A 17,154-nucleotide genomic window follows, 5' to 3' on the forward strand; every position below is an offset into this window, starting at 1 on the left:
ACCACAGACGTCCGTAACGCGGTGCAGCCGCACATCGTTAGCCGCGAGCGCCAGCGCGACAGCGCGTCGACAGGAATCAGGGGACCTGATCGTGATCCACAGCAAGGTGACCGTCGTGTTCTGCGGCGAGGAGTACTCCGTGTCGCCCGACACCGGTCTGACCATCGGTCGCACCGGTGACGTCGAGGTGGATGACAACCCCTACCTGCACCGCACCTTCCTCGTCGTGTCGTTCGAGAACGGCTTCTGGTGGCTGAGCAACACCGGGTCGACGCTGACGGCGACGGTCGCCGACGAGCAGGGTCTCTTCCAGGCGTGGCTCAACCCGGGCGCGAAGATCCCGCTCGCGATGAAGCAGCTCATCGTCTGGTTCACGGCCGGCCCGACGACCTACGACTTCGAGATCCACGTGGCGAGCCCCGCCTTCACGTCGGTGACGGCCGACCCTCCGTCCGAGTCCGACGACGACGAGGTCGGCGCGGCGACGGTCGGCCGGGTGTCGTTCACCCCCGACCAGAAGCTGCTCGTCGTCGCGCTCTGCGAGCCGTTCCTGCGCCGCCGGGAGGCGGGTACGAGCCAGATACCCTCCTCGGCTGCCGCCGCCGACCGGCTCGGCTGGACCCTCACCCGTTTCAACCGCAAGCTCGACAACGTCTGCCAGAAGCTCGCGGACGCCGGCACGCGCGGCCTGCACGGCGGCGTCGGCAAGCTCGCGACCAACCGCAAGGCACGCCTCGTCGAGCACGCGCTCTCGACCAAGCTCGTCACCGAGGACGATCTCGCCCTCATCGACGAGCCGGTCTCCACCGACACCACGCCAGATGAAGAGAACCGGGCAGACGGCCGCATGGCCGTCGCCGAACAGGGGAACGCATGAGCACCGCCGCCACCAAGCGACGGGTCGGAGTCATCTCCACCGTCGTCGTCGCCCTCGTCGCCAGCCTGCTCGTGTGGCTCGCCACCCGCAGCGAGGGCGAGATCGTGCGCAAGGCCGACCTCAACGACGGCGGTGTCTGGGTCACGAACTCCGAGCAGGCGCGCTACGGCCGCATCAACAAGCCCGCCGGGCAGCTCGACGCCGGTGTCCTGTCCGACGGCTCCACCGGCTCGGGCCTTGACGTCTTCCAGGACGGCGCGGCCATCGTCGGCTACTCCAAGGCGAGCAACCAGATCGTCCCGATCAACCCGGCCGAGGGCACCCTCGCGCCGGAGCAGGCGATCGTCGTGCCGAAGCCGAGCACGGCCACCGGCAACCGCGTCTTCACCGCCCCCCTCGTCGACGTACGCGGCGGGAGCATCGCGATGATCGACCCGGCGAAGGGCGAGCTGCGTGCGCAGCGGGTCGACGACCGCAGCGGGATCACCGGTCTCGACGCCCTGCAGACCCAGGCCAAGCCGCTCGCCAAGGTGGGTGGCAACTCCGCCGTCGCCGTGGGCGTCGACGGCACGGTGTATGCCGTGTCCGCCGAGCTGGGCACGGTCACCGTGCTGAGGCCCGAGGGCAACGCGTTCGCCAAGCCGGTCACGACGAAGCTCGGCTTCACGTCGAAGTCGGCCCAGGTGACCGCGGTCGGCGGCCACTGGGTCGTCTGGGACTCCGCGACGGGCACGCTCTACTCCGACGCGCTCACCGAGCCCCAGCAGCTGTCGGTCGGCAACGCCGAGCCCGGCAACCCTGCCTTCGCGGCGCTCCAGCAGCCCGGGCCCGACGCGGCGTCCGTCCTCATCCAGGACGAGGCGCAGCTGACCCAGGTGTCGCTGACCGGCGCCAGCCCCACGACCGGTGGGGTGAAGCTGAGCCAGGGCGCACCCGGTCAGCGGCTCTTCCTCTCGGCACCCGTGCGTCTGGCGAGCTGCGTCCACGCGGCGTGGGCCGGCGCGTCCAACGTCTACTACGGCCGCAACTGCGGCGCCCCCACCGACGCCGACACCGTCGACCTCGGCGCGATGAAGAAGGGCGTGCGCACCGACGGCGTCAAGCTGCGCGTCAACCGCGGCCTCATCGTCCTCAACGACCTCGACTCCGGTGACGTCTGGGACATCGACCGCAACCGCGTCAAGATCGACAACTGGAACTCCGTCATCCCGCCGCCGCAGACCGACGACAAGAACAAGAAGAAGGACGAGAACCTCGTCGATGACGAGGTGAGCCGCACGCCGCCCAAGGCGCAGCCGGACAACCTGCAGGTCCGCCCGGGGCGCACCTCGACCTTGCACGTCCTCGACAACGACTCCGACTCGCAGGGCTCGATCCTCGCGATCTCGCCCGGTGACGTCAGCCAGCCGGGGGTCACCGGCGTCTCGACGAGCGCCTCGGCCGACGGCCAGACCGTCCAGGTCACCGTGCCCGAGGAGGCCAGCGGCACGTTCTCCTTCGACTACACCGTCAACAACGGCACGACGGCCACGAACGGCCGCGCGACCGCCAAGGTCACGGTCCGCATCGTCGGGGCCGACGTCAACACCGCTCCCAAGCTGCGGACGGGTCAGGCGAAGCTGGCCCAGGCCACGTACCCCGTCGTCGCGAGCGGCTCGGTGCGCGTCGGTGTCATCGCCGACTGGCGCGACGCCGAGAACGACCCGATCCAGGTCTCGGCGCTCGACCCGACGACGACCGGCGTGGACGGCTCAGGGGCGCTGACCGTCAAGGCGCAGGGCGACAAGGGCGACCAGGTCGTCGACTACCAGGTCGACGACGGCCGTGGCGGCACGCAGAAGGCGTCGGTCACGCTCGACGTGCTGAGCGAGCAGGACAGCAAGGCCATCCCGCCCAAGACCCAGCCCGACGTGCTGCGCGCCGTCGTCGGCAAGCCGGTGCAGCTCCAGCCGCTCGGCAACGACATCGCCGGCGCCGACCCGACCGACCCGCAGGCCCGGATGCGCCTCGCGCAGTCCGTCAAGGGTCCGGGCCAGCTGAGGCTCGACACCAACCTCGACACCAACGTCCTCACGGTGACGGGGCAGACCCCCGGCACCTCGACGGTGACGTATGCCGCCCAGGTGGGCTCCGGTGTCAGCGTCGGCCGCATCCGCGTCGACATCATGCCGAACCCGTCGGTCGACCTGCCGCCCGTCGCGACCCCGGACGCCGCCGTGCTCCGGGGGCAGACCCCGGTCATCGCCGACGTGCTCTCCAACGACTACAGCCCGCGCAGCGACGTCCTCGTGGTCCAGCGCGTCGTCACCGGCGACGCGTGGCTGCGCGTCTCGGTCGTCCAGGGCCGGTGGATCCGGGCCGAGGCCACGGCCCCGCTCGACGGCGAAACCCCGCGACGCGGCACCGTCAGCTACACGATCAGCGACGGCACGAAGACCGCCGTCGGCCAGCTGTCGGTCGTGCAGAAGCCGGAGCCCAAGGACAAGGTGCTGCCGACGGTCGTCGACGACGTCGCCACGGTCCGCGTCGGCGACGCGGTGACGATCCCGGCCCTGGACAACGACTCGATGAGCGAGGGCATCCCGCTCAAGCTCGACCCGGCCAGCATCAAGGTGCTCTCCGGCGGTGGCCAGGCCTTCGCGTCCGGCACGGTCGTGCGCTACGTCCCCGACCAGGAGACCCTCAAGGGGCCGAAGGCGGCCATCCTCGAGTACGCCACCTACCCCGAGGGCCTCCGGGCCCGGGCGGTCACCGGTCGCATCGGCGTGACGATCAACCCGCTGCCCGACGCGGTGAAGTACCCGAACCAGCCGCCCTCGGCGCGCAGCTTCTCGGCGAGCGTGACCGCCGGTGACACGTTGGCCATCACGGTGCCGACGAGCGGCGTCGACCCGGACGGTGACCTCACCTTCGTCAGCGGCATCGTCGGCGAGGACGGCAAGGCCGTCGACCTCAAGCTGGGTCGAGTCCTCGGCTTCGGCGCGGCGACGATCCGCTACGAGGCCTACCCGCGCAGCGCCGGCACCGAGGTCATCCGCTACCAGCTGCGCGACCGCTTCGGCCTGACGAGCGAGGGCTTCGTCCGCGTCGGTGTCGTCCAGCCGGGCGACCCGCAGCCGCCGGTGGCCGTCGAGGACGACGTCGTCGCCGCTCCCGGTCGCACGGTCCACGCCGACGTCCTGTCCAACGACCTCATCGCCGCCGGGGACTCGGTGTCGTTCGTCGACCTGTCGACGCTCAACGACGCCGACGTGCTCAAGGACTTCCAGAAGCAGAAGGACGACACCTTCAAGGTCGTCGCCCCCGAGGACGGCCCGGCCAAGGTGCTGACCTACGGCATCACCGACGGGCTCTTCGACGCCTCGAAGTCGACGCTGACCGTGCGCGGCCAGAAGGACTTCAACAACCCGCCGATCGCCGTCGACGACACGGGCCTGGCCAAGCAGGGCGAGACCTCGATCCTCGTCGACGCGCTGGCCAACGACCGCGACCTCGACGGTGACCAGGCGAGCCTCAAGATCACGACGTTCATCGGGGACGGCGTCGTCCGCGAGGGCCGCAAGCTGCGCATCCAGCTGCGGCCCCAGGCCCGTGTCGTCCCCTACGTCATCGAGGATGCCGACGGCGCCTCGGCCATGGCCCTCATCTACGTGCCGGCCGGCAGCAACGGTGCGCCCTACGTCGTCGACGGCAAGACCATCAAGATGGGCGCCGACTCGACGGTCGACGTCAACCTCGGCGACTACGTCAGCGACCCTCGGGGCGGCAAGGTGTCCCTCACCTCGCCCGACACCGTGTCGACGTCCCCGGAGGAGAACCTCCAGTCCGCCATCTCTTCCGGCACCGACCTCAAGCTGACGTCGACCAACGGCTACGTCGGCCCGGCCGCCCTGATGCTCGAGGTGACCAACTCGACGGGTCCGGCCGACAAGGCGGCCCAGAAGGTCTACGTCACGATCCCGGTGCAGATCGGGCCCGACGTCCCGGTGCTGCGCTGCCCTGACCACGAGGTCCGGCTCGTCGCCGACGGCCCTGCCCGCAGCTTCGACATCCCGCGGCTCTGTCACGCGTGGCTGCCCACCGGGATGGACGCGAACAACGCGCAGTACGAAGCCACGTGGGACCCCGCCATCGACCGCGTCGACCTGAACCAGGCCGGTGCGGGCGGGCGCCAGGTCGTCCTCAAGGCCCAGCCGGCCGCCCAGGAGGGCTCCACGGGCGCGGTCACCGTCAAGGCCAAGGGCGGCGCCGAGTCCTACAAGATCACGGTGCGGGTCGTCAGCGCCCCACCGGCCGCGACCCTGCGTCCGGTGCGGGTCGAGGGCCTCATCGCCGGCACGAGCCGCACGGTCAACCTGTCGCAGTACCTCGACAGCCCGCTGACCGCCCCCAGATGCCAGGTGCAGTCGGCCAAGGTCGTGTCCGGCACGGGAGTCAGCGTCACCCAGAGCGGCTGCCAGGTCTCGGTGTCGGCGTCCGACAAGGGCCGCGGCGACGCCCGCATCACGGTGCAGGCCGTCGACGCACCCGGGCGCCCCGCCGCGCTCGGCCAGGTCTCCGTCAGCGTCCGCAGCAAGCCCGACCCCATGGCCGCCCCGACCGCGGTCGCGGACCGCATCCTCGGCAGCAGCGCGCGGGTCGACTTCCGGCCGCCGGCCTACGACGGCGGCCTGCCGATCCAGGGCTACGAGGTCACGGCGATCGGACCCGGCGGTGGCACCAAGCCCTGCTCGTCCTCCCCGTGCACGATCACGGGGCTGACCAACGGTCAGGACTACTCGTTCACGGTCCGCAGCCGCAACCCGGTCGGCTGGTCCGACCAGAGCCCGCCCAGCAACACGGTGCGCCCCGACACCAAGCCGAAGGCGACGGCGATCACCGACATCACGCCGGGAGACCGCAAGCTGGCGGTGCGGTGGAGCGAGCCGCCGAACGAGGGCAGCAAGGTGCTCAAGTACCGCGTCCAGTGGGTCAACATCGGCGGCAGCGCCGGCGCCACGGGACAGGCGGAGGTCGCGGCCCCGGGTCTGACCAAGGTCATCAGCGGCCTCATCAACAACGACGCCTACAACGTCCGCGTCCAGGCCAACAACGAGGCGGGCTGGGGTCCTTTCGGTCCCCAGGTCAAGGCCCAGTCGTTCGGCAAGCCGGCCGCTGTGCCGGCCCCGACGCTGAGCCCGCGCGAGCCCGTGCCGGGCGAGGCGAACGCCCAGGTGTCCATCGCGTGGGCGGCGACCGACCCGAACGGACCGCCCATCACGAAGTACGACGTGTTCCGTCGCACCGGTGGGGGCGCATGGAACCTCATCGCGACCCGCTCCGGCGGCGACTCCCGTGTCGCGAGCGACACGATCCCCTACCAGGGCCAGACGGTGCAGTACGTCGTGACCGCGACGAACGGCGGACCGGCGACCTCCGACAAGGCCAACTACAGCGGCTACACCGCCGACGGCATCCCCGAGACGCCCAACCTCTCGTCGGTGTCGACGCCGAGCGAGAACTACTCGGCGAACGCGGCGTTCAGCCTCGGTGACTCGCGCTCGCGCGGCTACGACAAGGTCAACTGGCGCACCAACGAGGGCCGCACCGGCTCGTGGAGCTGTGGCAGCGGCTGCTCGGGCGGCACCGCGTCCAACCTCGGCAACAACCAGCAGTCCATGGAGGTCCAGGCCTGCAACGTCGCCGGTCGGTGCTCACCGTGGTCCAACAGCGTCACCTACCACCCGTTCGGTCCGACGCGGGCGATCCGCAACCCGGGCGAGAGCCACGACAACAACAGCATCACCTTCACGTGGAACGCCCCGACCAGCAACGGCCGCCCGATCACGCAGTACCAGGTGACCGGCGACAAGAACGAGACGTTCGGGGCGAGCCGCGAGTCGACGACGATCGGTGGCCTCGGCTACAGCGACACCCGGACCATCCGGGTCCGGGCCTACGCGACCGACTCGGGCTGGGGTCCGTACACCTCGATCACCGGCACGACGAACGCCGCCCCCAAGCCGAAGGTGAACTCGGTCTACAAGGGGAGCCAGTGCGGCGCCACGAGCGGGTGCACCAAGCCCGACGGCACCCAGTGCGGCTCCAACTGCAACCACGTCGGCTACAACCTGTCGAACTACAACGGCGCCATCAGCTGCACCGTCGACAGCTCCGACGGCGGCTGGTCCAACCCCGACAACGGCTCCGGCGGGTCGCACCGCCCGAGCAACGGCGGCAACGACTCCAACAAGTTCTTCGGGTTCCCCAACGGCTGGGTCCGCGTGACCTGCTCGTCGTCGAACGGGTCCGACTCCGCGGAACGCAATCCCTGGGGGTGACGGCCCGCTCCCGCGAAGGAGCAGGGCGCGCCCCGCCCCAGCCACACGGCATACCCCACGATCGACGGAACACCTGACAGGAGAACGACACCCATGACGGCCACCCCCACCACAGGTCGCATCACGCAGGAGCAGGTCACCTGGTTCGCGCACACGTTCGACCAGCTGGTCGGCAACATCGAGAAGGCCGTGCTCGGCAAGCAGCACGTCACGCGGCTCGCACTGACCTGCCTGCTGTCCGAGGGCCACATGCTCCTCGAGGACTTCCCCGGCACCGGCAAGACCCAGCTCGCCCGCGCCCTCTCGGCGACCGTGCAGGGCACCCACAGCCGCATCCAGTTCACGCCCGACCTGCTCCCGAGCGACGTCACCGGCGTCACGATCTACGAGCCGACGAAGCAGAGCTTCGAGTTCCACCCGGGCCCGATCTTCGCGACCATCGTGCTCGCCGACGAGATCAACCGCGCCTCGCCCAAGACGCAGTCGGCGCTGCTCGAGGTCATGGAGGAGGGCCGGGTCACCATCGACGGCAAGCCACACTCCGTCGGGGAGCCCTTCATGGTCATCGCGACCCAGAACCCCATCGAGCAGGCCGGCACCTACCGTCTCCCCGAGGCGCAGCTCGACCGCTTCCTCATGAAGGCGAGCGTCGGCTACCCCGACCACGAGGCGACGATCGCCGTGCTCGCCGACGCCAAGACGCGCGACCGCGCCAAGACGCTGAGCCCGCTGATCGCGAGCAACGTCATCGTCGAGATGTCCAAGCTCGCCGACGAGGTGCACGTCGACCCGGCGATCCTCGGCTACGTCAGCCGCATCGCCGAGGAGTCGCGCCGTCACCCGTCGCTCAAGCTCGGCCTGTCGGTCCGTGGCTGCCTCGCCTACGTCCGCTGCGCCAAGACGTGGGCCGCGAGCCAGGGCCGCACCTACGTCGTGCCCGACGACATCAAGCTGCTCGCCGAGCCGATCCTCAGCCACCGCCTGCTGCTGGGCGCCGAGGCGCAGTTCGCCGGAACGACCGTCGAGCAGTGCGTCGACCAGATCCTCGGCGACATCGCGCCGCCGGCCGAGCGCGCCTCGGCCTGACCGCGACCGCAGAAGCAAGCAAGGGGACCGTATGACCCAGCAGGACCAGGGGGCCACGTCGTCGCGTCGCGGCGGCCGCTTCCGTATGCCGTCACGCACGGGAGCGCCGGCCGGTGCCGGCGCGCCCGTGGCGGCGTCCGCGTCGACCGGTGGTCGGGCGCGAGCCGTCGGCTCGACGAGCCGCGGCATCCGCCAGGTCACCGCGCCGATCACGCGGTCGATCGAGCAGGTCGCCGGTCAGACCGAGGGCGTGTGGCGCCCCGTCGCCGGGATCCTTCGCTGGATCTCGCCGCTCGGGTGGACGATCCTCGCGCTCGGTCTCGTGTGCTGGTTCGTCGGGGCCCGCTGGGGCTGGACCGAGCTGCTCATGGTCGCCGCGGCAGCCCTGCTGCTCTTCGCGATCTGCTTCGTGCTCGCCCTCGGTCGCACGAAGGTCCGCATCCTCGCCGAGGTCGACCCGCGTCGGGTCGTCGTCGGTGACCCCGCGACGGGCCGCATCCTCGTCACCAACGAGGCCCGCACCCCGATGCTGCCGATCCTCGTCGAGCTGCCCGTGGGCCTGTCGGCCGCGCGCTTCGTGCTGCCGGCCCTGACCCCGGGCAACGCCCACGAGGAGCTCTTCGTCGTGCCGACCTCGCGGCGCGGCGTCATCCAGGTCGGACCCGCGACGACGGTCCAGGGCGACCCGCTCGGCCTGATGCGCCGCACGCTGACGTGGACCGAGCGCACCGAGCTCTTCGTCCACCCGCGCACCGTCGCGCTCGAGTCGCTCGGCGCCGGCCTGCTGCGCGACCTCGAGGGCAGCACGACCGAGGACGTCTCGATGAGCGACCTCGCCTTCCACGCGCTGCGCGAGTACCAGCCGGGCGACGACCGCCGCTACATCCACTGGCGCAGCTCGGCCAAGGCCGGCAAGCTCCTCGTGCGCCAGTTCCTCGACACCCGCCGGTCGCACGTGACGGTGATCGTCGACCCCGACCCGGAGCAGTACCGCTCGGGTCACGGCAAGACCGGGCAGGCCGACCGCGACGTCGAGCGCGACGTCATGGCCGCGAACGCCCCCACGGCGATCCAGGCCGACGTCGAGACGGCCATCTCGGTCGGCAGCTCGATCATGGTCCGCGTCATGCTCGACGAACAGGACTGCACCATCGTCTGCGGTCCGCAGAAGGTGACGAAGTCGGTCCCGCAGGTCGGCCTCGACGCGATGTCCCGGGTCGAGCCCGGTCCCGTCGACCTCTTCACGACCTCTCTCGACGCCGCCGAGCTGGCGCCCGACACGAGCACGTGCTTCATCGTGACCGGTCCGCACCGGCCGTTCATCGAGCTGCAGCGCGCGGCCGGGCAGTTCCCGCCCGAGGTCAGCCGCGTCATCGTCGTCATCGACCCGGAGGCCGACCACGGCATCCGTCGTGGCGGCGGCCTCGTCATCCTCACCCTCGCCACGCTCGAGGACCTCCGCACGCTTCTCGTCTCAGGGGTGGCCCGATGAGCTCTCCGACGTCCCGGGAATCGATCCCGGCCCCGCCGCCCTCCGCACTGGTGACGCCGCCGACCGCGGGCGAGCGCGTCCGCGCCCAGCTGGCCCGACTGCGCCCCACCACCGCCCACCTCGTCGACGCCGGCTTCACGGTCGTGCTCGTCGGGCTCGCCCTCGTCGGCTTCCGCACGACCTTCTTCGGCCTCGGCTGGCTCTGGGTCGGCCTCGCCGGCCTCGTCATCGGCCTCCTCGTCGCCCACGTGACGGCGACCTTCCGGGCACCCGGGATCGTCACGCTGCTCGCGGTCGCGACGGCATACCTCCTCCTCGGCGGACCCGTCGCGATCCGCGAGGATCTCATCGCGGGGTTCATCCCGTCCGGTCAGACGTTCGCGACGCTCGTGCACATGGCGGTGCCCGGCTGGAAGGAGCTGCTCACCGCGCTCCCGCCGGTCGACTCTGAGGGCCCCTACCTGGCCCTGCCGTTCCTCTTCACGCTCGTGGGGGCGGCGCTCACTTACGGCGTCGCCCGCCGCTGGACGGGCGCCGTCACGGCTCTCGTCGCCCCGGTGCTCCTGCTCGTCGCGTCGATCGTGCTCGGCACGCTGACGCCCGCGGCCGTGCTGCTCCAGGGTGCCGTGTTCGCCCTCGTCGCCATCGGGTGGACGGCCCTGCGCAGCAACCGCAACCGCCCCGCGCTGCAGAACGGCGCCGGACGCACGACGCGGGCGGTCACGACCGCCGCCCTGCTCGCCGTCGCCACGGTGGGCGGCTTCTTCGTCGGCCCGATGCTGCCCGGCGCGGACGACGCGGGCCGCACCGTCTTCCGGGCCTCGCTCGTGCCGCCCTTCGACGTGACGCAGTACGCCTCGCCGCTCGCCGGCTTCCGGCAGTACACCGAGCCCAACGGCTCCGAGCTCTTCGACAAGACGCTGCTCACGGTCAAGGGCCTCCCGCAGGGGGTGCCCGTGCGCATCGCGGCGCTCGACTCCTACGACGACTTCGTGTGGGGCGCCGGCAACGTTGCGAACCTCGGCTCGGGTGACGATCCCGAGGGCACGAGCTTCCGCAAGGTCGGCAGCCACATCGCCACCGAGGGCGCCGGCACCCCGGTCACCGCGACCGTGGGCGTGCCGGCCGGGGGCTACAGCGACGTCTGGCTGCCGACCTTCGGCACCGTCACCGGCCTCGAGTTCGGCGGGTCGCGCGGCGACCAGCAGTCCGATGACCTGCGCTTCAACGTCGACACCAACACCGGCGTCCTGCCCGAGAAGCTCCAGGCCGGCGACACCTACACCGTCAGCGCCTTGGCCCAGAAGGTCGACGCCGAGCTGCCCAAGGACGTCGACGTCGCCGACGGCACCGTCGTCGACAGCCAGAACCTCACCTTCATCGACGACAAGATCTCGCCGTGGACCGAACGCGTCGACGGCCAGTGGCAGAAGGTCGTCGCCGTGGCCAAGGCGATGCAGGACGGTGCCTACACCGACGGCGGCGCCCCTGGCGACTACCAGAACGTCTTCCTCCCCGGCCACAGCCTCCGGCGCATGACGCAGTTCATGAAGGCCACGCAGCTGGCCGGCAACGACGAGCAGTACGCCTCCGCGCTGGCGCTCGCGGCGAACCGCCTCGGCCTGCCGGCCCGCGTCGTGCTCGGTGCCGAGCCCGACGCCACCGGCGCCGTCAAGGGCAAGGACGTCCACGCCTGGGTCGAGGTCGCGAGGTCGGACGGCTCGTGGCAGCCGATCTACTGGAAGCAGTTCATCCCCGACCGCAACAAGAAGCCGCAGCAGCTGATCCAGAAGTCCGAGGAGAAGAAGACCGGCGCGCAGGTGCCGCCGCCCGCGGCCAACAACCCGCCGAGCGTCCTCCAGGGGCCCGACCAGGCGCAGAACGCGACCCAGCTCAAGACGCCGCCGAAGGACGACAAGAACCCGCTCGACCCCGACAACTGGCCGGACTGGCTGCGCTGGCTCATCTTCTTCGTCGTGGTCCCGTTGATCGTGCTGCTCCTCGTCTACACCGCGATCCGGGTCGCCAAGTGGCTGCGGCGTCGCCGTCGGCGCACGACCGGAGCGACCGCGACCCGCGTCAGCGGCGGCTGGCGCGAGGTCGTCGACACGGCCCGCGACATGCAGATGCCCTTGCCGGTCAAGGGAACCCGTCTCGAGCAGGCCCATGCCCTCGAGGAGCACGTCTTCGGACCTCCACCCGAGAAGCCCAGCCCCGTCGTCGACGGTGCGCTCATCGGCGCCCCTGCCCCGTCGGGGGGTCACGTCGCCCCGGCCGTCGACACGGAGCCGCTGCCCACCGCGGCGGGCGACGCGCCCGGCCGACAAGGGTTGGCGCTCGTGCCGCTCGCGGCCGCGGCCAACGGGCACGTCTTCGACGTCGCCGAGCCGACGCCCGAGGAGGTCGACGCCTTCTGGGCCGACGTCGAGACGGCGCGCCAGCGGATCCGCAGCGAGCAGGGCTTCTGGCAGAGGCTGCGCGGTGACCTGTCGCTGCGGACCTTCCGCGACCACCTGCCCACTGGGGCCGGCCTCGGTCCGGCCCTCGCACGGACCTCGCGCCGCCAGGGCGGGCCCCAGCAGCCGAGCCGACGCGGCAAGGCCGCCACCAAGGCCGGGATCGGCACGACCGCTCCCACCGAGACCCGATCGAGCCGCCGCGGCGGCGCTGGCGGACGCACGAGCACCGGCAGCGGTGCCGGCAAGAAGGGTGACGCGTGAAGCTGAAGTTCGTCCTCCGGTCGGGAGACCGTGAGACCGACCTCGTCGCGACGACGGACTCCGCCACCACGGTCGGGGACCTCGCGGCCTACCTCGCCGCCGCGGACCCGCACCGGTCGAGCGTGCTCGGGGTCGACACGTCGATGACACTGGCCCTCGTCGACCAGGACATGCGTGGCCTCGACCCGCGCGCGACCGTCGCCGAGAGCGGCCTCCAGTCCGGCATGCGGGTCTCGACGACCCGCGCCGGCGAGGGCTTCGTCGACCGTGGCCGACCCGCCGCCGTCGCCTACATCCGCTCGGGCCCCGACGCAGGGCGCGAGTTCCCGCTCGCCCGCGGGACGGCATACATCGGTCGTGGCCGCGGCTGCGAGGTGCAGCTCTCCGACGAGTCGGTCTCGCGCAAGCACGCCAAGCTCGTCATCCAGGAGGTCGTCGAGGTCGTCGACCTCGGCTCGGCCAACGGCATCACCGCCGGCGGGCAGCAGGTCACCCGCGCCCACCTCAAGAGCGGCGACGTCGTGCGGGTCGGCGACACCGAGCTCGAGGTGCACCTGCAGGGCGACGGCGTCGTGAGCCGTCCCGGCAGCGGTGTGCTCTCGGGCGACGCCGGCACCGTGGCGTTCTCGCGCTCGCCGCGCGTGGCCCCGCTCTTCGCCGGGCAGGAGTTCCAGGTGCCCGACCTGCCCGAGCGGGGCAAGCCCAACCCGATGCCGCTCGTCGCGATGCTCGTGCCGCTGCTCATGGGCATCGTCATGTACCTCATCACCCGCAGCGCCTTCTCGATCATCTTCATGCTGATGATGCCGATGATGATGGCGGGCACCTACTACGAGGCCCGCCGTCAGCAGAAGAAGGACTTCGCGCAGGCGATGGAGGACTTCACGGAGGACCTCGCCCTGCTCTCGCAGCGCATCCGCGGGTCCCTGGAGGTCGAGGGCCACACCCGACGTGGGGAGCACCCCAGCGGCGTCGACTGCCTGACCGCCGTGCGCGACCGCAGCGCGCTGCTCTGGACCCGCCGGCGCGACGGCAACGGCCACGCCGAGCTGCGGCTCGGGCTCGGCACCCGCCCCTCCCGCTCCGCCATCAAGATGCCCGCCGTCGGCCGCTCCAAGGCCGAGGCATGGCTCGAGGTGTCGGAGCAGCTGCACGGCCTCGAGGTCGTGCACGACGTGCCGATCGTCGCGTCGCCGCTGACCGACGGAGCCATCGGAGTGGCGGGCCAGCGCGCCAACGCCCTCGGTGCGGCCCGTTCGGTCGTGCTCCAGACCGCGGCGCTGCACTCGCCTGCCGAGCTCGCCGTCTGCTCCTTCGCCTCCGGCAGCTCGGCCCGCGACTGGGACTTCCTCAAGTGGCTCCCGCACACGACCTCGCCGCACAGCCCCATCGGCACCGACCACCTCGCGGCCAGTGCCCCGGCCTGCTCGGCGCTCGCCGACGCCCTCGAGGACATCATCGAGGCCAAGGGCACCGCTAAGGGCACCGCCCAGGAGCAGGAGCAGGCCGGCGCCGAGCGCCCGACCGTCCTCGTGCTCGTCGAGAGCGACGCCCCCATCGACCGCAGCCGCCTCGTCGCCATCGCCGAGCGCGGCCACCGCCAGGGTGTCGTCGTCGTCTGGGTCGCCGAGACCCAGCAGCTGCTCCCGGCCGCGTGCCACACCTTCCTCGTCGTCAGCGACGACCAGAGCTCCCTTGCCGGCTACGTCCACGCCGGCGAGGAGGTGCAGCCCGTCGCCGTCGACCGCATCGGCTACGACGAGGCGATGGCCTGCGCACGTCAGCTCGCGCCCGTCGTCGACGCCGGCGTGCCCGTCGACGACGCGAGCGACCTGCCGCGGGCCGTCTCGCTCCTCACCCTCGCCGGCACCGACCTCGCGAGCTCCGAGGAGGCCGTCATCGAGAAGTGGGGCGAGTCGCGCTCGATTCTCACCGGCCCGTACGCCCCCGCCGTCCTGCCTCGCAGGCCCGCCAACCTGCGCGCCATCGTGGGCCAGTCGAGCCAGGGCACCTTCTCGGTCGACATCCGCTCCGACGGCCCCCACGCCCTCGTCGGCGGCACGACCGGCGCCGGCAAGTCCGAGCTGCTCCAGGCGTGGATCCTCGGCATGGCCGCAGCGCACTCCCCGCAGCGCGTCACCTTCCTGCTCGTCGACTACAAGGGCGGCTCGGCCTTCCGCGACTGCGTCAAGCTGCCGCACACGGTCGGCCTCGTCACCGACCTGTCGCCGCACCTCGTACGCCGGGCGCTCGCGTCGCTCGCGGCCGAGCTGCACTACCGCGAGCACCTGCTCGCCCGGCACAAGGCCAAGGACCTCGTCGAGCTCGAGCGCCGCGGCGAGGTCGATGCCCCGCCGTCGCTGATCATCGTCGTCGACGAGTTCGCGGCGCTCGTCCAGGAGGTGCCGGAGTTCGTCGACGGCGTCGTCAACGTCGCCCAGCGCGGCCGCTCGCTCGGGCTGCACCTCATCCTCGCGACGCAGCGGCCCGCCGGCGTCATCAAGGACAACCTGCGCGCCAACACCAACCTCCGCATGGCGCTGCGCATGGCCGACGAGAACGACTCCGACGACGTGCTCGGGTCCAAGGAGGCCGCCTTCTTCGACCCCGCGCTGCCCGGCCGTGCCGTGTCCAAGACCGGCCCTGGCCGGCTCGTCCCCTTCCAGACGGGGTATGCCGGTGGGTGGACCTCCGACGTCCCGCCGCCGCCCGACATGAAGGTCGAGACGCTGACCTTCGGCCGCGGCACCGAGTGGGAGCCGCCGCGCGCCGAGGGCGCCGACGAGGCCGCCGACCTCGGGCCCACCGACATCCAGCGGCTCGTCGTCACGCTCGGCCGCGCCGCCCGGGTCGCCGAGCTGCCCAAGCCGCGCAAGCCGTGGCTGCCTGACATGCGCTCGGTCTACGACCTCGCGACCCTGCCGACGCAGCGCCGCGACGACGAGCTCGTCTTCGGTGTCGCCGACGATCCCGACAACCAGGCCCAGCCCGAGATCGCGTTCCGCCCGGACAAGGAGGGCAACATCGCGATCTACGGCACGTCGGGCTCCGGCAAGTCGGTCTTCCTCCGCTCGATGGCGGTCGCGGCCGGCTACACCGTGCGCGGCGGGCCCTGCCACGTCTACGGCCTCGACTTCGGCAACCGTGGCCTCGCGATGCTCGAGTCGCTGCCGCACGTCGGCTCGATCATCCCCGGCGGTGACCACGAGCGCGTCATCCGACTCCTCCGGACGCTGCGCGCGACGATCGACGAGCGGGCCTCGCGCTACTCGGCCGTCAGCGCCGCGACGATCACCGACTACCGGCGCCTCGCCGGCCGCCCCGACGAGCCGCGCGTCATCGTCCTCATCGACAACATGACCGCCTTTCGTCAGGCCTACGAGGTCGGCGGTCGCTTCCAGTGGCTCGACATGCTGGCCGGGCTCGCCGCCGACGGGCGCCCCGTCGGCGTCCACTTCATCATCGCCTCCGACCAGCGCACCGGCCTGCCGACCAACCTCGCGGCCGCCGTGCAGGGCCGGATCATCCTGCGCATGAGCAACGTCGACGACTACTCCGTCTTCGGCGTGCCCGGTGACGTGCTGACGATGGCCTCGCCCTCCGGCCGTGGCCTCATGTCCGGCTCCGAGGTGCAGGTCGCGGTGCTCGGCGGCTCGTCCGACGTCACGGTGCAGGCCGCCGCGATCCAGGCCTTCGCCGACGCGACGCGCAAGGCCGGCGTCAGCCAGGCGCCGCCGATCGAGAGCCTCGCAGAGGTCATCCCGGTCGGCGACCTCCCGTCGGAGCTCGGCGGTCGTCCCGTCGTGGGTGTCGCCTCCTCGACGCTCGAGCCGATCGGCTTCGACCCGAAGGGCACGTTCATCGTCACCGGTCCCTCCGGCTCGGGACGCACGACGGCGGTCGCGACGACCGCGGCCGGCCTCTTCCGGTTCAGCTCCGGCTCGGCGCTCTACCTCATGACGCCGCGCCGAACGTCGGAGCTGCTCGACCTCGGGATCTGGGCCGAGACGGCCGTCGGCGGAGAGGCCACCGCTGCACTCGCAGCCCGGCTCGCGGCCGAGATCGAGGAGGGACGCGTCACGCGGCCCATCGCGGTCTTCGTCGAGCGCATCGACGATCTCGCGCCGTCGGGCGCCGAGAACGCCCTGACCACCCTGACCAAGGCCTGCGTCGACGACGACCAGCTCGTCGTCGCCGAGGGCGAGGCGGCCTTCTTCAGCAGCAACTTCGGGCTCCAGGCCCTGCTCAAGACGTCGCGCTCGGGCCTCGCCCTTCACCCCGACGGCAACGAGGGGCTCTCGGTCTTCAAGGCCAACCTCCCCGCCCTCAACCGGGCAGAGCTCCCCCCGGGCCGCGGGTTCATCATCGAGAAGGGCCGTTTCGAGCTGGTCCAGGTGGCCCTCCCATGACACCCCCCTCGCAACACACCCAGAAGGTCACCACACACCGGGATCGGATGCCGGTGAGTTGCGACCTACTCGGTGTGTTGCGGAGTCGGGCGTGGGGTCGTGACGGGACCAGAAGCGTTGGGGCACCAGGGATTCGGGGAGGCACACGGCATACGCCATCGGTGCCGCACAAGGCCCTCGGATCATGGGGAGTGCTCCCCATCGACACCCCCTGAGGGCTGACATAGGTTTCTGCATGTCGACGAAAGCC

6 protein-coding genes are annotated in these 17,154 nt (G+C 71.5%); all 6 read left to right on the plus strand.

The features are described from left to right. Positions 1-91: 91 nt before the first annotated feature. On the plus strand, positions 92-877 hold the full coding sequence (locus ASD90_RS00630; RefSeq protein WP_056750232.1) for a hypothetical protein: 786 nt from the start codon (positions 92-94) through the stop codon (positions 875-877). Beyond that, on the plus strand, positions 874-7,197 hold the full coding sequence (locus ASD90_RS00635) for an Ig-like domain-containing protein (RefSeq protein ID WP_056750235.1): 6,324 nt from the start codon (positions 874-876) through the stop codon (positions 7,195-7,197). Before ASD90_RS00630 ends, ASD90_RS00635 begins: the two co-directional genes overlap by 4 nt. A gap of 93 nt (positions 7,198-7,290) precedes the next feature. Next, a complete protein-coding gene (locus tag ASD90_RS00640; protein ID WP_056750238.1) occupies positions 7,291-8,283 on the plus strand; it encodes a MoxR family ATPase in 993 nt (330 codons plus the stop codon). A 31-nt stretch (positions 8,284-8,314) separates the two neighbouring features. Next, positions 8,315-9,775 (plus strand): DUF58 domain-containing protein, encoded by a 1,461-nt coding sequence (locus ASD90_RS00645; RefSeq protein WP_056750241.1) that lies wholly within the window; start codon positions 8,315-8,317, stop codon positions 9,773-9,775. Next, positions 9,772-12,495, plus strand: a complete 2,724-nt coding sequence (locus ASD90_RS00650; RefSeq protein ID WP_082588386.1) for a transglutaminase domain-containing protein — start codon at positions 9,772-9,774, stop codon at positions 12,493-12,495. The genes ASD90_RS00645 and ASD90_RS00650 overlap by 4 nt, the downstream gene beginning before the upstream one ends. Then, positions 12,492-16,904 (plus strand): FtsK/SpoIIIE domain-containing protein, encoded by a 4,413-nt coding sequence (locus ASD90_RS00655; protein WP_056750246.1) that lies wholly within the window; start codon positions 12,492-12,494, stop codon positions 16,902-16,904. Before ASD90_RS00650 ends, ASD90_RS00655 begins: the two co-directional genes overlap by 4 nt. The last annotated feature ends 250 nt before the right edge of the window (positions 16,905-17,154 follow it).

This window comes from Terrabacter sp. Root181 (assembly GCF_001428505.1).
GTDB lineage: Bacteria > Actinomycetota > Actinomycetes > Actinomycetales > Dermatophilaceae > Terrabacter.